Consider the following 20,397-nt stretch of genomic DNA (forward strand, 5'->3'; position numbering starts at 1 on the left):
ACGCTTTGTTGCACACCGCTTCTAAAGTTATTGCCCGCGCTGCCGATATACGGGTCAGCCCCTGAGGAATCACCTTGAAAATCGATCAACCCGCCCCTTCGGCCACGCCCCTGCAACGAACGCCCGCCACGGGCGCGGCCCCTGCCACGGCAACGGCAACGGCCGCCGCCACTGCCGCGGCGCGCCCCAAGGAGGCGGCGCAGCCCTCCGCGCACGTCCACACCATGCCCAGCGCCGTGGGCGGCAGCGACTTCGACGCCGCCCGGGTGGCCGCGATCCGCGAGGACATCCGGGCCGGGCGCTACCAGATCCGCCCCGAGCGCATCGCCGACGGCCTGCTGGCCAGCGTGCGCAACCTGCTCGACCCGCAAGCCGAGCTGCCGGCCCAGGTGCAGGGCAAGGCCAACCCCGATCCGGAAAACCGCGAATGACCGCTTCCCTGCTGGCGCACCTGCGCACCGAAACCGCCTGCATCCAGGAATTTCTGGCCGTGCTCGACCAGGAGGCCAAGGCCATGTCGGACAACGTGTTCGGCGAGCTGGCCGGCATTGCCGCGCGCAAGACCCAGCTGCTGGACCGCATGGCCGCGCTCGACCTCGACCGCGAGACCCTTCAGGTGTCGCTGGGCCATGCGCCCGGGCGCGCCGGTGCCGACGCGGCGGCCGCCGCCGGCGGCAGCGCCGTGCAGCAGGCCTGGGCCGAGCTGCTGGTGCTGGCCGTGCAGGCGCGCAGCCACAACCTGCGCAACGGCTCCATGGTGTACGCGCACCTCGACTTCACCCAGCAGGCGCTGCACTTCCTGCAGGCCAGCGCGCAACTCTTCTACGGGCCGGACGGCGTTCGCAAGACGCAGGCCGGCACCGGCACCCGCCTGGCGGCCGGCTGAGCCCGCCGTCGCACCCATTCCCCCTTTTGCACTCCATGGAAGCTATCGACACGAAGAACAGCCTCGGCTCGCGCCAGGTGGCCATGGTGGGCTGCGACGCCGCCCAGGCACAGGCGTGGAGCCACCGGCTGCACCTGATGGGGTGCACCACGGCGCGCTTCGACACCAGCACCGACTTTCTGCTGGCCGTGACCCACGGCAGCCAGTTCGGCCTGCTGCTGGTGGTGCTGAAGGACCAGGCCGCGTGGCCGGTGCTGACTTCGATGTGCAAGGCGCTGCGCCTGCCGATCTTCCTGGTGGCGCATGCGCTGCAGCGCGACCTGCTGGTCGAGGCGCTGGCGGCGGTGGACACCGAGCCCCACGGCGCCACCATCGACTTCGCGGTGCTGCCGGTGGACGACTTCGAGATGGAACTGCGCGTGCGCGAGTCGCTGCGGCGCAACCACACGCTGCTGCATCCGCAGTCGGTGAGCGCGAGCTTCGGCGACTACCAGTTCATCGGCAGCCGCAAGGTGGTGGTGCACAAGGGCGAGGACATTCGCCTGAAGCCGCGCGAGTTCGAGCTGGCGCTGCTGCTGTTCCGCAACGCCGGTCGCCTGCTGGAGCGCGACTGGCTGCTGGCCTCGCTGTGGATGGATTCGCGCATCGAGCGCAAGAGCCGCGTGCTCGACTGCTGCGTGGCGAACATCCGGCGCAAGCTGTCGCTGCACAAGCAGAGCGAGTTCGTGCTGCATTCGGTGTACGGGCGCGGCTACGAGCTGCGCCACCTGCCCGTGCGCGCCGAGGCCTCGCCGATATTGGTGCAACCGGCGGACAGCTCGCGCTACCCCGACACCTCGAACGAGCCGGCCTGGCGCGTGGAAGACGAGGCGCGGGCCTGGGCTTGAACGCGGCCGAAGCGACCTGAAGCCCGCCGAAGGCCGCTGAAGGCTCCTGGGCGACCCGCAGCCGGTCTTTTCGAGTCTTCTCGGGTTGTCCCCGCCGATTGGGGACAACACTGGGGACAACCGTGCGGAGTTCGGGCGAGATCGTTGCCTGGCGTGGCCTGCAACGCGGTGCCTGCGGAATGAGCACCTGGACAACTCGGCACGCCGCCCCCTGAAAGGAACGCCGCGCCGGTGAAATTGGGACGACCGCCGGCTTCGAGGAACCACCCCTGATGGGCGGGTGCCTGAGCGACCTCTACCAGCGCCAGCTGACCGTCCAGGCCAGTATCAGCGGCCAAACTTAAGCCAGACTGAATGATTTCAGGGCTTGCGCTCCGCCGGCGCAATCAGCACCATCGCGCCGTCCTGGCCGCGCCGGATGCGCAGCCGGGTGCCTTCCAGCAGGCGGTCCAGCGCCGCGTCGGGCGCGATGCTTCCCTTGATGCCGCGCGTGGACAGGTCCTTCACGTCTTCCACCTTGTAGATGAGCTGCACGCCCGACTGGGCGATGAAGGTGTCCAGCGCGGGCTTGAGCGCGCCGCCGGCCACGTCAAACTCGCGGGCCAGCGCCAGCGTCGAGGTCGGCAGCGCCAGCAGGGCGGCGCCCAGCGCGAGGCCCACGGCAAGGTGCCCCGGATGCCTCAGATGTCCTACGTAGCGCCGGGCTGCGGCAGGGGCGGTGACAGCGAGCCTCCCGATTCGATTCATTTGGATGTGATTCCCGCGATGTGTTTTTTCTTGTGACCCTTGTGAGACGAGCCAGCCCGTGGTTTCCGGTATTTCCGTCGCGCGTTACCGGAAATCTTCCGGCCGTTCGTCTCACTGTCTGTCGCCAATCCCGGCGACCCGTCGAAACCCCCATCCGGCCATCCCAGGAGCGCTCTTTTGGTTCTCAGTGACTTGGACACCTGGTTCGTCAGCGAAGTGCTGCCGATGGAGGCCGCGCTCACGCGGTTTCTTCGCCGAAACTGGCGCGACGACGCCGAAATACCCGACCTGCGCCAGGACGTCTACGTGCGTATCTATGAATCGGCTGCCAAAGCCCTCCCCGACCTGGTCAAGCCCTTTGTCTTCACCACCGCCCGCAACCTGCTGATCGACCGCGCACGGCGGGCCCAGATCGTGTCCATCGAAATCATTGCCGACCTCGACGCGCTCGACTTCTCCGCCGACGAGCTCACGCCCGAGCGCCATGCCGCGGGGCGCGGCGAGCTGCGGCTGCTGCAGACCGCGCTCGACGCACTGCCCTCCAAATGCCGCCGCGTGGTGGAAATGCGCAAGATCGACGGCCTCTCGCAGCGCGAGGTGGCCACGCAACTGGGCATCACCGAAGACACGGTGGAGCGCCAGGTGTCGCGCGGCGTGCGCGCGCTGGCCGACGCCATGCTTTCCAGCGGCGTGCAGCTGCACACCAAGGCCTTCGGCCGGGCACAGAACGACAAGAGGCTCTCGCCATGACCGAAGCCGAACGCATCGAATCCGCCGCCGCCGACTGGCTGGCCCGCCGCGACAGCGGCCATTGGGAACCCGCCGACCAGCAGCGGCTGGACGCCTGGATCGCCGAGTCGATCTCGCACCGCATCGCCTGGCTGCGGCTGGAAAGCACATGGCAGCGCGCCGACCGGCTGGGCGCCCTGCGCGCGCCGACGGTGCCGGCCGCGGCGCCCACCACACCCGCGACACCCGCGGTGGTGCCCATTCCACTGCCGACGCGTGCACCGACCGCTGCACCGACCGGGACATCGACCGCATCGCCACGGCGCGCCGGCGCCCGCTGGCTGCCGCGCTTCTCCACCCAGCGCATCGCCGCCAGCGTGGTGCTCGCGGCGGCCGCCTGCAGCTGGCTGGGCTGGCGCTACACGCAGGACTGGCAAAGCGAGCACTACGCCACCGCCGTGGGCGCGCGCCAGCAGGTGTCGCTGGCCGACGGCTCGGTGCTCACGCTGAACACCGCCACGCAGCTGCGCACGTTGGTGAACGAAAGCGGGCGCAAGGTGTGGCTGGAAGACGGCGAGGCCTACTTCGACATCGCGCACGACAAGAAGCACCCCTTCGTGGTGATCGCGGGCGACCGCCGCATCACCGTGCTGGGCACGCGCTTCGTGGTGCGCCGCCAGGGCGAGCAGGTGAACGTGGTGGTGGAAGAAGGCCGCGTGCAGATCGCTTCGGCGCAAGGCACCGGCGCAGGCGATGCGCCCCCGACCGTCATCGTGCGCAACCAGGCGGCGGTGGCCCATGCGGGCAACGTGCTGGTGATGCCCAAGGCGCCCAAGCAGATCGACGACGAGCTCAGCTGGCGCCAGGGCAAGCTGGTGTTCGACCAGACCACGCTGGGCGACGCGGCCACGCAGTTCAACCGCTACAACACGCGCAAGCTGGTGATCGCCGATGCGGCCATTGCGCGCATTCGCATCGGCGGCAGCTTCGACGCGAACAACATGAACGGCTTCGTGGCGTTGCTCAAGCAGGGCTTCGGGCTGGCCGTGCAAGACAGCGGCAATGAAATTCGAATTTCAAACTAGCTTATTACCGGAATGTGACGGGGCATTCGTCTCAGTGGGTACCCAAACAAATACCACGCTGTAGATCATGAATCGAATCGAGCAAAGCGCTACCCTGCCTTCCGTGCCGTCCGTGAAGAAGAGCAAACGGGTCACCCTCCGCCCCTGGGTCATCGCGGGCAGCTGCGCGCTGATCGGCGGGCTCTCCACGCAGGCACAGGCGCAAGGCCAGGGGCAAAGCCAGGCACAACTTCAAGCGCCGCAGAGCTTCGACATCGCCGGCGGCGACCTGAAGAGCGCGCTGGACGCCTACGTGGCCCAGGGCGGGGTGCAACTGATCTACAAGGTCGACGACGTGAAGGGCTTCGCCACGCGCGGCGTGAAGGGCGCGTTGCCGCCGCAGGAGGCGCTCGCGCGCATCCTCGAAGGCACGCCGCTGGTCACGCGCCGCGGCGACGACGGCGCCATCGTGGTCCACACCGCGGCGCCCGTGGTCACGCGCCCCACCACCGAGGAACCGCAGTCGCTCGACAGCGTGACCGTGACCGCCACGCGGCGCCGCGAACCGGTGCGCGAGGTGCCCATGCAGGTCAACGTGATGAAGGCCGAGACGCTGGAGCGCGCCGGTGCCAAGAACCTGGCCGACTACATCGCCGAACAGCCGGGCGTGAACCTCACGAGCAGCGGCAGCGTGGGCGGCATCCTGACCATGCGCGGGCTGACCACCGGCCCGGTGCAGGGCATTGCCACCGTGGGCGTGTACGTCGACGACGTGGCCACGGGGCTGAGCTCGTCCAGCGCGCTCGGCGGCTTCACGCCGCTGGACATGGGCATGCTCGACCTGAACCACATCGAGGTGCTGCGCGGGCCGCAGGGCACGCTGTACGGCGCGGGCGCCATGAGCGGCGTGCTGAAGTACGTGACCAACCAGCCCGACACCATGGAGTTCGCGGGCTCGGTGAAGCTGGGCACCTCGTGGACCCAGGGCGGCGGCCCCGGCTTCACGACCAGCGCGGTGCTGAACGTGCCGCTGAAGGAAGACGTGGCGGCCGTGCGCTTCGCCGCCTTCACCGACCAGCTCGGCGGCAGCTACAACGCCTCGGGCCCGGCCTGGGGCAAGAACATCGACCGCGGCCACACCGACGGCGGGCGCGTGTCGCTGCTGCTGACGCCCACGCGCGAACTCACGGTGCGCCTCACGGGCACCGTGCAGGACGTGAAGCGCAAGGGCCTGGGCTTCGAGGACATCGACCGGCGCACCCTGCGCCCCTGGGGCCTGGAGCGCACGCGCCAGCTGTCGCTGCGCGAGCCCTACAGCAACAAGACGCAGCTGTTCGGCCTGGACGTGGAGTACGACTTCGGCTGGGCGCGGCTGAACTCCATCACCTCGGCGCAGGACGTGAAGATTTCCAACGCCGCCGACCTCACCGCCCTGTACGCGCCGCTGGCGAGCGCGCTGCGCCTGCCGGTGGCCTCGGTGCCGCTGGCCAACGACATCGGGCAGCACCGCATCAGCCAGGAGTTCCGGCTGACCTCGCGCTCGGGCACCACCTTCGAGTGGCTGGCCGGCCTGTACCTCAACCGCGAACGCGGCAGCACCGACGGCGGCATCGACGCGGGCCTGGTCGGCGGCCTCGGCAGCCTGAACCTGCTGTCGTCCTCGCAGTCTTCGCGCTACCGCGAAACGGCCGCCTACGGCGACGTGACCTGGAACGTGACGCCCGCGCTGTCGTTCACCGGCGGCGTGCGCCTGGCGCGCAACAGCCAGACCTACGGCAGCCGCCAGAGCGGCATGCTGATCGGCCCGACCACCTCCACCGCCAGCGGCACCTCGTCGGAAAGCCCGACCACCTACCTGGCCGCGGCGAAGTACACGCTGTCGGACACCAGCACCGCCTACTTCCGCGCGGCCAGCGGCTACCGCCCCGGCGGCCCCAACATGCTGAAGCCGGACACCAACCGCAACATCGTGCAGCCGATGTTCAAGTCCGACTCGCTGTGGAGCTACGAGCTCGGCTACAAGGCCGACCTGCTGGACCGCACGCTGTCGCTGGAGGCCGCGCTGTACGACATCGAATGGCGCGACGTGCAGCAGCCCACGCGCAGCGGCGGCTTCGTGTTCGTGACCAATGCCGGCGCGGCGCGCGTGAAGGGCGGCGAGCTCACCCTCGCCTGGAAGCCCAGCAAGGAGTGGCGCTTCACCGCCAACGGCGCGGCCATCGACGCGCGCCTGACCGAAGACGCGGCCGGCCTGGACGCCAAGGCCGGCACCCGCCTGCCGCAGACCCCGCGCTTCTCGGCCACGCTGGGCGTGACGCGCAACTTCAGCATCAGCGACCGGCCGGCCTACTTCGGCGTGAGCGCGCGCTACACCGGCAAGCGCGACGCGGGCTACCGCGGCAGCGCGACGATCCCGAGCATCGTCATGCCGGCCTTCACCGTGGTCGACCTGCAGGCGGGCATCGACTTTCCGCGCTTCAGCCTCTCGGCCTATGTGCGCAACCTGGCCAACAAGCGCGGCATCCTGTCGATCGACACGGGCCTGTCGGCCAACCCGAACCTGGTGCAGGCGGCGCTGGCGCCTTCGCGCACCGTCGGCATGACCGTGACCGTGCCGTTCTGAGATGTCCAGCCTCACTCCGCTGGCGGCCGCCTTGCCGCCGGACGCGACGGGGCCCGCAGCACACGAGAAGACGCAGAAAGCACTGCCCAGCGCCTGGTACGCGCTGGCGGTGCTGGTCATCGCGACGGTGCTGGGCTCGGTCGACAAGGTCATCCTCACGCTGCTGACCGAGCCGATGCGCATTGCGCTGACGCTCTCCGACACGCAACTGGGCCTGCTGCAGGGCGCGGGCATCGTGCTGTTCACCGGCATCGCCACGCTGCCCCTGGGCTGGCTGAGCGACCGCTACGACCGGCGCGTGGTGCTGGCGGCCTGCGTGCTGCTGTGGAGCGCCGCCACCGCCATGCGCGGCACCGCCATGGACTACGGCGTGCTGTTCATCGCCAGCATCGGCCTGGGCGTGGGCGAAGCCGGCCTCACGCCCATCACCAACAGCATGATTCCCGACCTGTTCCCGCGCGCGCAGCGGGTGCTGGCGAACGCGGTGTTCGCGCTGTCGGCCATCTTCGGCAGCGCGCTGGGCGCCCTGGTGGGCGGCACCGTGGTGCACCTGACGGACGACCTGCGCCACTGGCTGCCCGCCTCGATGCAGCACCTGGAACCCTGGCGGCTGACCTTCTTCGTGATGGCGTCCGCGGGCGTGCCGGTGGCGCTGCTGGTGCTGTCGATACGGCGCACGCGGCGCAGCGTGCCGCCACCTGCAACGTCTGCGAAAGCAGTGGCCGACTCGCATGCGGACGACGCGCCCTCGGGCTTCGCGCCGCTCGCCACGCTGTCGGGTGGACAACCCGATGCGGCCAACGACATCGGCTTTCGCGATCACCTGCGCAAGCACTGGCGCACCTTCTCGGGCCTGGTGATCGGCGTGGGGCTGGCCAGCATCGGGCTGAGCTCGATCGGCACCTGGCTGCCCATCGTGGCGGCGCGCGAGTACGGCGCCACGCCGGCGCAGATGGGGCAAGGCATGGGCCTGGCCTTCCTGTGCGGCACGGTGGTGGGCGGCCTGCTGGGCGTGGCGTCGATGCGCTACGTGCAGCCGCGCATGGGGCCGGCCGCGGCGCTGCGCATCATCATGCTGGGCAACCTGACGGCGGCGCTGCTGTCCACGCTGCTGCTGTTCACGCGCTCGGCCAACGACGCCTTCATGCTGCTGGCGCTGCTGGTGGTGCCGCTCATCAGCGGCGCGGTGCTGCTGCCCAACGTGCTGCAGGACGCCGCGCCCTCGCACCTGCGCGCCCGCACCATCGCGCTGCTCACCATGGCCAGCCTGCCCTTCGGCGTGGTGGGGCCGCTGGTGGTCGGCATGTTGTCGGACGCCCTGAAGTCGGTGCCCAACGGGCTGGCGATTTCCATCGTGGCCACCACCCTGGTCGGCGGCTGCCTCGGCGCGCTGGTGCTGCGCGCCACCGAAGGCCCGTTCGTGCGCCTGATGCGCGCGGCGCAAGCCAACTGACCGTTTCGCGGTTTCGCTCACACCCCCTCTCGTTGCCTTTCATGCCACAACCAAATTCTTCTCTTACCGACTCCGAACCCTCCGCCGTTGACGGAGCCGAGGCCACCGCGCTGGCCGCCATCGACGCGCTGCTGGCGCCCTTCGCCCGCAGCGACGCCCCCGGCCTGGTGATCGGCATCGCGCGGCACGGCCGGCTGCTGTACCGGCGCGCCGCCGGCATGGCCAGCCTGGAAATGGGCGTGGCCCTCACGCCGGCCACGCGCATGCGCATCGCCTCCACCAGCAAGCACTTCACCGCCATGGCCGTGCTGCTGCTGGCCGAAGACGGCCTGCTCGACGTGGAAGACCCGGTGCACAAGCACCTGCCCGAAATGCCGCGCCTGAGCGCCAACGGCCCCACGCTGCGCCACCTGCTGGCGCACACCAGCGGCTGGCGCGGCCACGACGAGCTGTGGGCCATCGCGCACGGCCTCACCTTCACCCAGCCGGGGCCGGGGCTGCCCGCCATGGCGCGCCAGGGCGAGCTCAACTTCGAGCCCGGCACGCACATGGTCTACAGCAACGGCGGCTACCACCTGCTCGCGAAGATCGTGGAGCGCGTGAGCAAGCAGGGCTTCAACGACTTCCTGCAAGCGCGCCTGTTCGGCCCGCTGGGCATGCCCGACACCTTCTCGGTGGCGACCGACCTCGACGTGGTGCCCGGCCTGGCCGGCCTCTACATGCCCGCGCCCGGCGGCGGATGGCAGCGCGGCGTGTACCCCTGCGAGCTCGACGGCGGCGGCTCGCTGGTGTCGACGGTGGACGACATGCTGCGCTGGCAGGCGCACATGCGCGCCGAAAAGAAGACCGTGGGCAGCGCGGAGAGCTGGGCGCTGCTGTCGGCGCCGACCACGCTGTCGTCGGGCTCACAGGTGCACTACGGCTTCGGGCTGGCGCGCCACCCGTACCGCGGCGTCGACATCGTCCACCACGCGGGCGCGGTGCTCGGCGCCACCTCGCAGATGCTCAGCGTGCCGGCCCATGGGCTGGACATCATCGTGATGGTGAACGGCGCGCCCGTGGCGCCTTCGCCGCTGGCGCTGAAGGTGGTCGAGTTGCTGCTGGGCGACGCGCTCGAGGCACCCGAGGTGCGGCCGCTGGCCAGCGACTTCTCCGCGCTGGTGGGCCAGCACTACCACGCGCCGTCCACCGGCAGCGTGCTGGGCTTTGCCGACGTGGCGGGCAAGCTGGCCATGTCGTGGCAGGCTTCGCCCGCGCAGCCGCTGCACCAGGGCGACGGCAAGCTGTGGCTGGGCCTGCAGGACCTGCCGGTGAACGACCTGGTGCTGGACGCCGCCGACATCGATGCGCGCGGCGACCGCACGGCCGCACCCGACACGCTGGTGCTGCACGAAGGTGGCCTGCCGCGCCGCTTCGAGCGCCTGGCCGAGCCCGCGCCCGATGCCGCCGCGCTGGCCGACGCGCTGTGCGGCGACTACGCCAGCTCCGACCTCGACGCGACCGCGCGCATGGCGCTGGTCGACGGCACGCTGCTGCTCACGGTGCAGGGCCGCCACGGCCAGCACGTGTGCGCGCTGACGCCGCTGTCGGCCGACGTGATGACGCTCACCTCGAACGACCCCGTGCTCGCCCGCATGGGCAAGTCGGTCCTCAACGTGGAGCGCAAGGCCGGCCGCGTCGTGGGACTGCGGCTGGACACCCTGCGCACCCGAAACATCCACCTTGCCCGTCAGGAGTCACGCGCATGAAGTTCTTCACCGCCCTGCTCGCCACCGAGACCAACACCTTCGTCTCCGCCCCCACGGGCTGGGGCAGCTTCAACGAATACGGCGTGTTCCACGGCGACTCCAGCACGCGCAACGCGGACGGCTACGGCATGTTCGCGATCGAGGTGCGCAACCTGCTCGCCGCCGAGGGCCACGAGATGGTCGAGAGCCTGCTGGCCTTCGCGCAGCCGCTGGGGCGCACCGTGCGCACGGTGTACGAAAGCCTGCGCGACGAGATCCTGGACGACCTGCGCAAGGCCGGCCCGGTGGACGGCGTGATTTTGGTGCTGCACGGCGCCATGGTGGCCGACGGCTACGACGACTGCGAGGGCGACCTCATCTCGCGCGTGCGCGCCATCGTCGGGCCCAAGGTGACGATCGGCGTGGAGCTCGACCTGCACTGCCACTTCACGCAGCAGATGCTGACCGAGTCGGACGTGATCGTCGGCTACAAGGAATATCCGCACACCGACGCGGTGCTGCGCCTGCGCGAGCTGGTGCGCATCGTGGTGGACGCCGCGCAGGGCCGCGTGCAACCGGTGACCGCCGTGCACGACTGCCGCATGGTGGGCCTGTGGCACACCACGCGCGAGCCGATGGCCGGTTTCGTGCGCCGCATGGAGGCCAGCGAGAAGCTGACGGGCGTGCTGTCGGTGTCGCTGGGCCATGGCTTTCCGTGGGCCGACGTGCCCGAGTCCGGCGCCAAGCTGTGGGTGGTGACGGACAACGACCCCGTGCTGGCCGCCAAACTGGCCGATGAACTGGGCCGCGAGTTCTGGGCGCTGCGCCACCAGACCGGCGCGCGCGCGCCCTCGGTGGACGAGACGCTCGACGAAGCCATGGCCCTGCAGGGTGGTCCGGTGGTGATTGCAGACATGGCCGACAACGCCGGCGGCGGCGCCACCAGCGACAGCACCTTCGTGCTGCGCGCGGTGGTCGAGCGCGGCATCGCCGACGTGGCGCTGGGCGGCGTGTGGGACCTGGGCGCCATCCAGCTGTGCCGCGACGCGGGCGTGGGCGCGAGCTTCGAGCTGCGCCTGGGCGGCAAGTGCGGCCCCACCTCGGGCGACCCGATCGACCTGCGCGTGACCGTCCGGGGCGTGGTGGAAGCGCATTCGCAGGGCGGCCTCGCCGGCACGCGCACGCCCATGGGCGCCTGCGTGTGGGTGCAGGCCGCGAACGGCGTGGACATCGTGCTCATCAGCAAGCGCAACCAGGTGATGTCGCCCGACCTGTTCACCGGCCTGGGCATTGCGCTGGAGGGCAAGAAGCTGATCGTGGTGAAGTCGGCGCAGCACTTTCATGCGCAGTTCGCGCCGCTTGCCAAGGCGGTGCTGTACGTGTCGACGCCGGCGGCGCTGAGCAACGACTTCGCCAACCTGCCCTACCGCGTGCGCGACCTGGACTACTGGCCGCGCGTGGAACACCCGAAGCGCCGGCCCGCGCAGGCGGCCGGCCCGTGGACGCTGGACGCCCCCGGCGAGCTGTACGCCATCGACGGGCGCGCCATGCACCTGCAGCGCAGCGGCCCGGCGCCGGCCGGCGCGCTGCAGCCCACGCTGGTGATCGAGGCGGGCGGCGGCTGCGCCTCGTCGCTCTACGGGCGGCTGCAGCAGGTGCTGTCGGCGAAGTACCCCGTGCTCAGCTACGACCGCGCCGGCATGGGCTGGAGCGAAGCCGACCCCGAGCCCTTCGACGGGCAGCGCAACGCGCACCGGCTGCATGCGCTGTTGAGCGCCGCCGGCGTGACGGGGCCTGTGGTGCTGGTCGGCCATTCGCTGGGCGGCCTGCTGAACCGCATCTACACCGGCCTGTACCCCGCGCAGGTGGTAGGCCTGGTGATGCTCGATGCCAGCCACCCCGACCAGTGCGAACTGTTCAGGCAACCGCTGCCGCAGGCGCACCTGGACGCGGAGCGCGCGAAGCGCATCGCCTTCCAGGCCGGTGGCGAGCCGCCGCCGGAAATGGCGCCGATCGAGGCCGTCTTCGCGGACATGCCCGAGGTGGTGCGGCAGCTGAAGGCGACCTACACGGCCCAGGCCATCGACACGATGGTGACGGAGCACACCGGCCTGCCGAAGGTGACGCAGCAGGCCGCGGCATCGCCCGACCTGGGCGCGCGCCCGCTCGCAGTGCTGTGGGCGGCGCAGCCCCCGCTGCCGCCCGGTGCCGGCGCGGCAGCCGACGTGCAACGGCGCTGGCCCGAGTACCAGCACGACCATGCCGCGCTGTCGACGCGCGGCCGCGTGCAGCTGGTGGAAGGCGCCGCGCACATGACGCTGGTGATGCTGCCGCCGTTCGTGGAGCAGATCGCGCAGGCGGTCGATTTGATGATGGCCGAGCTCGGATGGGCGCGGTAATGGAGATCGAGCGAACGATGCAGATGACCCAGCTTTCCCGCACCGCCCTCGGCGAACTCACCACGCCCGCGCTGCTGCTCGACGCCACCGTGCTCGAGCGCAACTGCGAGGCGATGGCGCAGCGCGCGGCACGCCACGGCGTGGCGCTGCGCCCGCACCTGAAGACCTCGAAGTCGGCCGAGGTGGCGCGCCTGGCCACGCGCGGGCACAGCGGCGCGATCACGGTGTCGACCGTGGCCGAGGCCGACTACTTCGCGCGCCACGGCTTCCTGGACATCACGTACGCCGTGGGCATTGCCGCCGGCAAGATCGATGCGCTGCACCTGGTGCAGCGCACGCACGGGGCGCGCATCACGCTGCTGGCCGACCGCGTCGAGGCGGTGCGGGCCGCGGCCGCGCGGGCGCGCACGCTGGGCGCGCGCTTCGGCCTGCTGGTAGAGATCGACACCGGCGGCGGCCGCGGCGGCGTCGCGCCCGACGACGAGGCGCTGCTGGCCGTCGCGCGCGAGGTGCAGGCCAGCGAGTCGCTGTGGCTGGCCGGCGTGCTCACGCATGCGGGCCACAGCTACCACGCCGCCGGGCTGGCGGCCATTCGCGGCATTGCCGAGGCCGAGCGCGCCGGCGCGGTGCATGCAGCCGCGCGGCTGCGCGCGGCCGGCTTCGAGGTGGGCACGGTCAGCGTGGGCGCCACGCCCACCGCGGTGTGCGCCGACCGGCTCGACGGCGTCACCGAGATGCGCCCCGGCGTCTACACCTTCTTCGACCTCGACCAGGCCGCGCGCGGCATCTGCCGCATCGAGGACATCGCGCTGTCGGTGCTGGCCACGGTGATCGGCCACAACCCGCGCTCGCGCCGGGTGCTGATCGACGCGGGCGCGCTCGCCCTGTCGAAGGACGAATCGGGCGCGGAGTTTCGCGACGGGCTGGGCTTTGGCCTGGTGTGCGCGGCGCAGGGCACGACGCCGCTGGGCGGGCTGCGGGTGGCGGAGCTGCACCAGGAGCACGGGCTGGTCGCCTGTGAAGGCGATGGCAAGGCCGGCGTGCAGGCCATGTTCGACGCGCTGCCCCTGGGCAGCCGCGTGCGCATCCTGCCGCACCACGCCTGCATGACCGCCGCGCCCTACGACCGGTACCACGTCGTGCGCGGCAACGGCGCGGGCGTGCACGCCGTGTGGGGGAAGGCGCAGGGCTGGCACGCGGCAACGCCCGCGGCCTGGCACGACGCGGCGACGCCCGCGACCGGACATGGCGCGGCGACTGCTGCAGCAGCAGCGGCCTGATTCGAGACACGTTCTGTTTTTTTGGAGTCACTCATGATGAAAACCTTCCGCGCCAGGCTGATGGCCGTCGCAGCCCCTTTCGTTCTGGCACTCACCCTGGCGGCCACGCCGCATGCGGCCGATGCGCAAGCTCCGGCGTCTCCATCTGCCGTTGCCGAGCCCACGACGGCGAACGCCCCCGCCCCCGCTGCATCGGCTCCCACGGCGCCGACCGCCTCCACCGCCGCCTCCCCGACCGCTTCAGCACCCGCCGCGGCGAAGGTCGACAACCCCTACGGGGTGGGCGCGCTCTGGGCGCAGAGCGACCTGGTGGCCAAGACCGTGCTGCTCATCCTGGCGATCATGTCGATGGGCAGCTGGTACGTCATCGTCACCAAGCTGCTCGAGCAGATGCGCATGGGCCGCCAGGCGAAGGAGGTCGACAACGAGTTCTGGAACGAAGGCACCGTGCAGGCCGGCACCGCGCGGCTGGCGGAGGGCAGCCCCTTCCGCTTCATTGCCGACGCGGGCGTGCATGCCACCAAGAAGCACGACGGCCTGCGCGGCAAGGTCGACTTCGCCGACTTCGTCGACCTGTGCATCCACCGCGCCACCGAGCGCGTGCAGCGCCGGCTGAGCAACGGCATGTCGCTGCTGGCCACCGTGGGTTCGACCGCGCCCTTCGTGGGCCTGTTCGGCACGGTCTGGGGCATCTACCACGCGCTCACCGCCATCGGCATCGCGGGGCAGGCGTCGATCGACAAGGTGGCGGGGCCAGTGGGCGAGTCGCTCATCATGACCGCCATCGGCCTGGCCGTGGCCGTGCCCGCGGTGCTGGGCTACAACTGGCTCCTGCGGCGCAACATCACCGTGATGGACGACGTGCGCGAGTTCAGCGGCGAGCTGCACTCGGTGATCCTGGCCGGCAGCGCCCCGGCCTGAGCGCCGCACGACCGCACGCAAGCGAGCGACCCACACCATGGCGATGAACATCCCATCCGCCGGCGGCGACGAGGAACAGGCCATTGCCGCCATCAACACCACGCCGCTGGTCGACGTGATGCTGGTGCTGCTGATCATCTTCCTCATCACCATTCCGGTGGTCAATTACTCGGTGCCGGTGGACGTGCCCAAGCAGCGCAACGAGGTGCGCGAAAGCAAGCCCGAGACCGTGGTGCTGTCGGTGGACGCCGCGGGCCGCATCTACTGGTACGACACCCCCGTGCGCGACGTGGCGAGCCTGGCGGACAAGCTGAAGAAGGTGGCCGCGATGACGCCGCAACCCGAGGTGCACATCCGCGGCGACTGGCACTCCGACTACGAGCCCGTCGGCAAGATCATCTTCGCGTGCCAGTCGGCCGGCATCGTGAAGGTGGGCTTCATCACCGAGCCCCCCGCGCGCAACTGAGAAGGCACAGCCATGCGAAAAGAAAAACAGGGGCGCCGCAGCGGCACCCCGTCCGACGAGCCCATAATGGACATCAACACCACCCCGCTGATCGACGTGATGCTGGTGCTGCTGATCATGCTGATCATCACCATCCCGATCCAGCTGCATGCGGTGAACCTGAACATGCCCAACGGCAACCCGCCGCCCAGCGACATCAAGCCCGAGGTGCTGCGCATCGACATCGACGCGCGCAGCACCGTGCTGTGGAACGGCGAGGCGGTGGCCGAGCTGACGGAGGTGGAGCGGCGCTTCGAGCAGGTGGCCGCGCAGCCGGTGCAGCCCGAGGTGCACCTGCGCCCCGACAAGGCCGCCAAGTACAACGTGGTGGCCGGCGTGATGGCCTCGGCGCAACGCTCGGGCCTGACCAAGCTGGGCATCATGGGTTCGGAGCAGTTCATTCCATGAGCCGCACCAACGACTTCGACCCCAAGTCCCGCTTCGGCCCCGTGGGCATCGGCGTGATGGTGCTGTTTCATGTGCTGGTCGGCTACGCGCTGGTCTCGGGCCTGGCGCGCCAGGCGGTGGAGATGATCAAGAAGCCGATGGACGCGACCATCATCGCGGAGGTCAAGCTGCCGCCGCCCCCGCCGCCTCCCCCACCGCCACCGAAGAAGGTCATCAAGCAGGAGACGCCCAAGGCGCCGCCCCCGCCCAAGCCGGCCTACGTGCCGCCGCCGGCCGTGACCCCGCCGCCGAGCACCGCGCCCGCGATCACCGCGGTGCAGACCACCGAGCCCGTCGCGCCGCCGCCGGCCGCACCGCCTGCGCCCCCCGCGCCGCCGGCCCCTCCGGCGCAGGCGACCTCGACCGACATCGCCGTGGCCTGCCCGCGCCAGGTGAAGCCCGAGATGCCGCGCAAGGCGCTGGACGAAGGCATCAGCGGCGTGGTGAAGGCGGAAGTGCGCATCAAGGGCGGGCACGTGACGGAGGTGCGCTTCCTGTCGGGGCCGAAGGTGTACCAATCGGCGGTGCGCTCGGCCATGATGCGCTACGAGTGCCAGACGACGGGGGATGCGGAGATCCTGGCGACGCAGGAGTTCGTGTTCAAGATCGAATAGGCGGGGGGGACCTGCTTTTGCGACCGGGGCGTTGCGCCGGGGCCTGTCCCCGCGCAATGCTTTTTTTTGTTTGCGGATTTGTTTGCGGCTCGGGAACGTGCAGGCAAAAAAATAGCCCCTTGCGGGGCCATTCTTGGAGGAGAGGGAGGGATTCGAACCCTCGGTACTATCGCTAGTACGCCTGATTTCGAGTCAGGTACATTCGACCACTCTGCCACCTCTCCGGTGTCTGTCGAGCCTTCGATTATACGGGTAATTTCTGTCGTTTCGACAAAAAGAATCAAGCCCGCAAAGTTTCAGCGCCGCCGATGTACGGACGCAACGCCGCCGGCACGTTGATCGACCCGTCTTCGTTCTGGTGGTTCTCCAGCACCGCCACCAGCGCGCGGCCCACGGCCAGGCCGGAACCGTTCAAGGTGTGCACCAGCTCGTTCTTGCCGTTGGCGTTCTTGAAGCGCGCCTGCAGGCGGCGCGCCTGGAAGGCCTCGCAGTTCGACACCGAGCTGATCTCGCGGTACGTATCCTGCGCGGGCAGCCACACTTCCAGGTCGTAGGTCTTGGTGGCGCCGAAGCCCATGTCGCCGGTGCACAGCAGCACCACGCGGTACGGCAGCTCCAGCGCCTGCAGCACGGCCTCGGCGTGGCCGGTCATCTGCTCGAGCGCGTCGTAGCTCTTCTCTGGGTGCACCACCTGCACCATCTCGACCTTGTCGAACTGGTGTTGGCGGATCATGCCGCGCGTGTCGCGCCCGGCGCTGCCGGCTTCGGAGCGGAAGCACGGCGTGTGGGCCGTGAGCTTGATGGGCAGTTGCGACTCGGCCACCACCTCGTCGCGCACGAAGTTGGTCAGCGGCACTTCGCTGGTCGGAATGAGGTACAGCGCCGAATGGTCGGGCGCGGGCTCGCCGTCCTGGCCGCCCTTCTTCGCGGCGAACAGGTCGCCCTCGAACTTGGGCAGCTGGCCGGTGCCGCTGAGCGTGGCGGCATTGACGATGTAGGGCACGTAGCACTCGGTGTAGCCGTGCTTCTCGGTCTGCGTGTCGATCATGAACTGCGCGAGCGCGCGGTGCAGACGTGCGATCGGGCCCTTCATGACGGTGAAGCGCGAACCGGCGAGCTTGGCGCCCATCTCGAAGTCCAGGCCCAGCGGCGCGCCCAGGTCGACGTGGTCCTTCGGCGTGAAAGCCAGCGGCACGGCGTTGGCGCCTGCGCCGCCTTGCGGTGCCCAGCGGCGCATCTCGACGTTGCCGGTCTCGTCCTCGCCCAGCGGCACGCTGGCGTGCGGCAGGTTGGGCACGGCGAGCAGCAGCGCATGCAGCTCGGGCTGGATTTCTTCCAGCCGCTTCAGCTGCGATTCCTGCTCCGCCTTGAGCGCGTTGACCTCGGTCATCAGCGCGTCGACCGACTCGCCCTTGGCCTTGAGCGGGCCGATCTGCTTGTTCAGCGTGTTGCGGCGCGCCTGGATTTCCTCGGTGCGGGTTTGCAGCGTCTTGCGCTCGGCCTCGAGCGCGGTGAACGCCGACACGTCGAGGTAGGGCTGGTTCTTCTTGCGTTTTTCGAGGCCGGCCACAGCGGAGGCCAGGTCTTTGCGGAGCAGGGTGATGTCGAGCATCGGTCGATTTTAGAGGTCGGGTCTTGAAGAGTTCGCCGGCCCGTCAGGCGACGGTGGCGGGGTCGACGTTGGCGCCGCAGACGATCAGGCACACCTTCTCGCCCTCGCGCGGCACGTAGGCGCCGGTCTGCAGCGCGGCCAGCGGCAATGCGGCGGCGGGCTCCACGGCGAGCTTGAGCTCCTTCCACAGCCACTGCTGCGCGGCGCGGATGGCCTCGTCGGACAGCAGCAGCGCGTGTTCGACCTGCCGCTGCGTGATCTCCCAAGCGATGTTGCCGATGCGGCGCGCGCCCAGCGAATCGGCGGCGATGCCGCTCACGTCCACGTCGACCGGCTCACCCGCTTCACGGGCGCGGTACAGCGTGGGCGCCTTCTCGGGCTCGAGCGCCACCACGCGGGCGCGCTTCTCGAACCAGCCGGCCAGGCCGCCGATGAGCCCGCCGCCGCCCACGCTCACCAGCACCGAGTCGGGCAGGCCGCCCTGCGCTTCGATCTCGCGGCCCAGCGTGCCGGCGCCGGCCACCACCTCGGGCTGGTCGTAGGCATGCGTGAGCAAGGCGCCCGATTCCTTCTGGCGCGTGAGGCAGGCGGCCAGCGCGTCGGGGTACAGCTGGCCGACCACGACCACCTCGGCGCCCAGCGCACGCAGGCGCGCGCGCTTGGCTTCGGGCGATACGCCGGGCAGGAACACCTGGCAGGGCACGCCCAGCGCCTGCGCCGCGGCGGCGGTGGCAATGCCGGCGTTGCCGCCCGAGGCCACGACCACGCCGCTGGCGGGAATGTCGTTGGCCAGCAGCCGGTTCATCATGCCGCGCGCCTTGAAGCTGCCGCTGACCTGCATGTGCTCCAGCTTGAGCCACACCTCGGCACCGGGCGCCTTCACGCCGAAGGCGGCGGCCGGCAGCTTCCACAGCGGCGTCTGGCGCAGGAAGTGGGTGGCGCGCTCGTCGATGCGGGTGGCGGCGCTCTCGATGTCGGCGCGCCAGTCGTTCGTGTTCTTGTCGTTCAAGAGATGTGTCCGGGAGGGGGAATGTCGTCGAGCTTGAGGCCCTTGGGGAGCGGGAACTTGATGGTTTCCTCGATGCCGTCCATCTTGCGCACCGACACCGCGCCGAGCGCGCGTACGCGGTCGATCACTTCGCGCACCAGCACCTCGGGCGCCGAGGCGCCGGCGGTGAGGCCGATGCGCGTCTTGCCCTCGAACCACTCGGGCTTGAGCTCTTCGGCCGAATCGACCATGTAGCTCTCGGTGCCCAGGCGCTGCGCCAGTTCGCGCAGCCGGTTGCTGTTGGAGCTGGTGGGGCTGCCGACCACGATCACCAGGTCGACCTGGGGGCTCATGATCTTCACCGCGTCCTGGCGATTCTGGGTGGCGTAGCAGATGTCCTGCTGCTTGGGCTCGCGCACGGCCGGAAAGCGCGCACGCACGGCGGCGGCGATCTCGGCGGCGTCGTCCACGCTCAGCGTGGTCTGCGTGACCACCGCGAGCTTGTCGGTCTGCCCCGGCGAGACCCTGGCCACGTCGGCCACGTCTTCGACCAGGTGGATGCCGCTGGAGAGCTGGCCCATCGTGCCCTCGACCTCGGGGTGCCCCTTGTGGCCGATCATGATGAACTCGTAGCCCTCCTTCGCGAGCTTGGCCACCTCGACGTGCACCTTGGTCACCAGCGGGCAGGTGGCGTCGAAGATGGCGAAGCCACGGTCGCGCGCCTCCTGCTCCACCGCCTTGCTCACGCCGTGCGCGCTGAACACCAGCGTGGCGCCGGGCGGCACGTCGGAGAGTTCCTCGATGAAGATCGCGCCCTTGGCCTTGAGCTCGTTCACCACGTAGGTGTTGTGCACGATTTCGTGGCGCACGTAGATGGGGGCGCCGAACTTGGCCAGCGCGCGCTCCACGATCTCGATGGCGCGGTCGACGCCCGCGCAGAAGCCGCGCGGCTCGGCCAGGAGGACTTCCGAGATGCCGGTCATAGCACGCCGATCAGCTTCACTTCGAAGGTGACGGGCTGGCCGGCCAGCGGGTGGTTGAAGTCGAAGCGCACCGCGGTGTCGCTGGACTCGACCACCGCGCCGGCGTAGCTGCCGGTGCCGTCGGGCGTGGGGAACTGCACGACGTCGCCCACGGCGTATTTCTCGTCGGGGTCGCCCATTTTTGCGAGCAGCTTGCGGGCCACCCATTGCTGCATGTCGGCGTTGCGCTCGCCGAAAGCCTCGCCGGCGGGCAGCTCGAAGGTGGCGTGGGTGCCCTCTTCCAGGCCCATCAGGCGCTGCTCCATGGCCGGAGAAAGCTCGCCGGTGCCCAGCGACAGGGTCGCGGGCTTGTCGGCGAAGGTGTTGATGATGTCGCCCGCAGGACCGGCCAGCCGGTAGTGCAGGGTCAGGAAGGAGCCGGAAGTCACAACTTGGGACATGAGGGCATCAGAGGTGGGCAAAGACAAGGTGGGTGTCCCGATAAACTGGCCCTCATTTTACGGAGCGGGGCTTCCACCCGGTTCCGCCAAGG

Annotated in this window: 18 protein-coding genes, 1 tRNA gene and 2 pseudogenes; 15 read left to right on the forward strand and 6 right to left on the reverse strand. The window is 70.0% G+C overall.

The features are described from left to right. Nucleotides 1-74 precede the first annotated feature (74 nt). From flgM to AB6807_RS22450, 3 genes are read left to right on the forward strand one after another with little or no spacing between them, the layout of a single operon-like run. Nucleotides 75-431 carry a flagellar biosynthesis anti-sigma factor FlgM gene (gene flgM, locus AB6807_RS22440; protein ID WP_371086282.1) on the forward strand — a complete coding sequence of 119 codons (357 nt, stop codon included), beginning with the start codon at nucleotides 75-77 and terminating at the stop codon, nucleotides 429-431. Beyond that, nucleotides 428-886, forward strand: coding sequence for a flagella synthesis protein FlgN (locus AB6807_RS22445; RefSeq protein WP_207786742.1), 459 nt, complete (start codon nucleotides 428-430; stop codon nucleotides 884-886). Before flgM ends, AB6807_RS22445 begins: the two co-directional genes overlap by 4 nt. A 35-nt stretch (nucleotides 887-921) precedes the next feature. Next, entirely contained in the window at nucleotides 922-1,773 is an 852-nt protein-coding gene (locus tag AB6807_RS22450) for a winged helix-turn-helix domain-containing protein (protein WP_371086283.1), read from the forward strand. A 360-nt stretch (nucleotides 1,774-2,133) separates the two neighbouring features. On the opposite strand, the gene AB6807_RS22455 is transcribed toward AB6807_RS22450, so the two are convergent. Further along, nucleotides 2,134-2,433, reverse strand: coding sequence for an STN domain-containing protein (locus tag AB6807_RS22455; RefSeq protein ID WP_371086284.1), 300 nt, complete (start codon nucleotides 2,431-2,433; stop codon nucleotides 2,134-2,136). A 279-nt stretch (nucleotides 2,434-2,712) separates the two neighbouring features. On the opposite strand from AB6807_RS22455, the gene AB6807_RS22460 reads away from it, so the two are divergent. The 12 genes and pseudogenes from AB6807_RS22460 to AB6807_RS22515 all read left to right on the forward strand — a co-directional run bounded on the left by AB6807_RS22460 (nucleotide 2,713) and on the right by AB6807_RS22515 (nucleotide 16,282). Then, complete coding sequence (locus AB6807_RS22460; protein ID WP_371086285.1) at nucleotides 2,713-3,270, forward strand: RNA polymerase sigma factor; 558 nt, start codon at nucleotides 2,713-2,715, stop codon at nucleotides 3,268-3,270. Then, nucleotides 3,267-4,334: a FecR domain-containing protein gene (locus AB6807_RS22465; RefSeq protein ID WP_371086286.1), complete on the forward strand. Its 1,068-nt coding sequence runs from the start codon at nucleotides 3,267-3,269 to the stop codon at nucleotides 4,332-4,334. The genes AB6807_RS22460 and AB6807_RS22465 overlap by 4 nt, the downstream gene beginning before the upstream one ends. Before the next feature lie 112 nt (nucleotides 4,335-4,446). Continuing rightward, entirely contained in the window at nucleotides 4,447-6,936 is a 2,490-nt protein-coding gene (locus AB6807_RS22470; protein ID WP_371086287.1) for a TonB-dependent receptor domain-containing protein, read from the forward strand. A 1-nt stretch (nucleotide 6,937) separates the two neighbouring features. Further along, complete coding sequence (locus AB6807_RS22475; RefSeq protein ID WP_371086288.1) at nucleotides 6,938-8,389, forward strand: MFS transporter; 1,452 nt, start codon at nucleotides 6,938-6,940, stop codon at nucleotides 8,387-8,389. 41 nt (nucleotides 8,390-8,430) lie between these two features. Continuing rightward, a complete protein-coding gene (locus AB6807_RS22480; RefSeq protein WP_371086289.1) occupies nucleotides 8,431-10,137 on the forward strand; it encodes a serine hydrolase domain-containing protein in 1,707 nt (568 codons plus the stop codon). Further along, nucleotides 10,134-11,570, forward strand: a pseudogene (locus tag AB6807_RS22485) (M81 family metallopeptidase); the annotation flags it as partial. The gene AB6807_RS22480 and the pseudogene AB6807_RS22485, both read left to right, overlap by 4 nt. A 159-nt stretch (nucleotides 11,571-11,729) precedes the next feature. After that, a pseudogene (locus AB6807_RS22490) lies at nucleotides 11,730-12,515 on the forward strand (alpha/beta fold hydrolase); the annotation flags it as partial. 23 nt (nucleotides 12,516-12,538) lie between these two features. Next, on the forward strand, nucleotides 12,539-13,795 hold the full coding sequence (locus AB6807_RS22495; protein ID WP_371086290.1) for an alanine racemase: 1,257 nt from the start codon (nucleotides 12,539-12,541) through the stop codon (nucleotides 13,793-13,795). A gap of 33 nt (nucleotides 13,796-13,828) precedes the next feature. Then, on the forward strand, nucleotides 13,829-14,716 hold the full coding sequence (locus tag AB6807_RS22500) for a MotA/TolQ/ExbB proton channel family protein (RefSeq protein WP_371086291.1): 888 nt from the start codon (nucleotides 13,829-13,831) through the stop codon (nucleotides 14,714-14,716). Between the two features lie 37 nt (nucleotides 14,717-14,753). Beyond that, nucleotides 14,754-15,182 carry a biopolymer transporter ExbD gene (locus AB6807_RS22505; protein WP_116910933.1) on the forward strand — a complete coding sequence of 143 codons (429 nt, stop codon included), beginning with the start codon at nucleotides 14,754-14,756 and terminating at the stop codon, nucleotides 15,180-15,182. Nucleotides 15,183-15,248: 66 nt separating this feature from the next. Further along, nucleotides 15,249-15,629: an ExbD/TolR family protein gene (locus AB6807_RS22510; RefSeq protein WP_371086292.1), complete on the forward strand. Its 381-nt coding sequence runs from the start codon at nucleotides 15,249-15,251 to the stop codon at nucleotides 15,627-15,629. Continuing rightward, nucleotides 15,626-16,282, forward strand: a complete 657-nt coding sequence (locus AB6807_RS22515; RefSeq protein WP_371086293.1) for an energy transducer TonB — start codon at nucleotides 15,626-15,628, stop codon at nucleotides 16,280-16,282. The genes AB6807_RS22510 and AB6807_RS22515 overlap by 4 nt, the downstream gene beginning before the upstream one ends. 134 nt (nucleotides 16,283-16,416) lie before the next feature. Here the strand turns inward: AB6807_RS22515 and AB6807_RS22520 are convergent. From AB6807_RS22520 to AB6807_RS22540, 5 genes are all read right to left on the reverse strand, one after another. After that, nucleotides 16,417-16,506: transfer RNA gene (locus AB6807_RS22520), tRNA-Ser, on the reverse strand. A gap of 56 nt (nucleotides 16,507-16,562) precedes the next feature. After that, nucleotides 16,563-17,894 carry a serine--tRNA ligase gene (gene serS, locus AB6807_RS22525; RefSeq protein WP_371086294.1) on the reverse strand — a complete coding sequence of 444 codons (1,332 nt, stop codon included), beginning with the start codon at nucleotides 17,892-17,894 and terminating at the stop codon, nucleotides 16,563-16,565. Between the two features lie 43 nt (nucleotides 17,895-17,937). Next, nucleotides 17,938-18,903: a threonine/serine dehydratase gene (locus AB6807_RS22530; RefSeq protein ID WP_371086295.1), complete on the reverse strand. Its 966-nt coding sequence runs from the start codon at nucleotides 18,901-18,903 to the stop codon at nucleotides 17,938-17,940. Continuing rightward, nucleotides 18,900-19,865 carry a 4-hydroxy-3-methylbut-2-enyl diphosphate reductase gene (ispH, locus tag AB6807_RS22535; protein ID WP_116910929.1) on the reverse strand — a complete coding sequence of 322 codons (966 nt, stop codon included), beginning with the start codon at nucleotides 19,863-19,865 and terminating at the stop codon, nucleotides 18,900-18,902. The genes AB6807_RS22530 and ispH overlap by 4 nt, the downstream gene beginning before the upstream one ends. Beyond that, nucleotides 19,862-20,305, reverse strand: a complete 444-nt coding sequence (locus tag AB6807_RS22540) for a peptidylprolyl isomerase (RefSeq protein WP_116910928.1) — start codon at nucleotides 20,303-20,305, stop codon at nucleotides 19,862-19,864. The genes ispH and AB6807_RS22540 overlap by 4 nt, the downstream gene beginning before the upstream one ends. Nucleotides 20,306-20,397 lie beyond the last annotated feature (92 nt).

Source organism: Variovorax sp. RCC_210, from assembly GCF_041355175.1.
Lineage (GTDB): Bacteria > Pseudomonadota > Gammaproteobacteria > Burkholderiales > Burkholderiaceae_C > Variovorax.

What these genes read in the sequence shown, in the direction of transcription:
- AB6807_RS22445 (WP_207786742.1), top strand. Translation starts at nt 428, where the DNA reads ATGACCGCTTCCCTGCTGGCGCACCTGCGCACCGAAACCGCCTGCATC.
- AB6807_RS22450 (WP_371086283.1), top strand. Translation starts at nt 922, where the DNA reads ATGGAAGCTATCGACACGAAGAACAGCCTCGGCTCGCGCCAGGTGGCC.
- AB6807_RS22465 (WP_371086286.1), top strand. Translation starts at nt 3,267, where the DNA reads ATGACCGAAGCCGAACGCATCGAATCCGCCGCCGCCGACTGGCTGGCC.
- AB6807_RS22475 (WP_371086288.1), top strand. Translation starts at nt 6,938, where the DNA reads ATGTCCAGCCTCACTCCGCTGGCGGCCGCCTTGCCGCCGGACGCGACG.
- AB6807_RS22480 (WP_371086289.1), top strand. Translation starts at nt 8,431, where the DNA reads ATGCCACAACCAAATTCTTCTCTTACCGACTCCGAACCCTCCGCCGTT.
- AB6807_RS22495 (WP_371086290.1), top strand. Translation starts at nt 12,539, where the DNA reads ATGACCCAGCTTTCCCGCACCGCCCTCGGCGAACTCACCACGCCCGCG.
- AB6807_RS22500 (WP_371086291.1), top strand. Translation starts at nt 13,829, where the DNA reads ATGATGAAAACCTTCCGCGCCAGGCTGATGGCCGTCGCAGCCCCTTTC.
- AB6807_RS22505 (WP_116910933.1), top strand. Translation starts at nt 14,754, where the DNA reads ATGGCGATGAACATCCCATCCGCCGGCGGCGACGAGGAACAGGCCATT.
- AB6807_RS22510 (WP_371086292.1), top strand. Translation starts at nt 15,249, where the DNA reads ATGGACATCAACACCACCCCGCTGATCGACGTGATGCTGGTGCTGCTG.
- AB6807_RS22515 (WP_371086293.1), top strand. Translation starts at nt 15,626, where the DNA reads ATGAGCCGCACCAACGACTTCGACCCCAAGTCCCGCTTCGGCCCCGTG.
- serS (WP_371086294.1), bottom strand. Translation starts at nt 17,894, where the DNA reads ATGCTCGACATCACCCTGCTCCGCAAAGACCTGGCCTCCGCTGTGGCC.
- ispH (WP_116910929.1), bottom strand. Translation starts at nt 19,865, where the DNA reads ATGACCGGCATCTCGGAAGTCCTCCTGGCCGAGCCGCGCGGCTTCTGC.
- AB6807_RS22540 (WP_116910928.1), bottom strand. Translation starts at nt 20,305, where the DNA reads ATGTCCCAAGTTGTGACTTCCGGCTCCTTCCTGACCCTGCACTACCGG.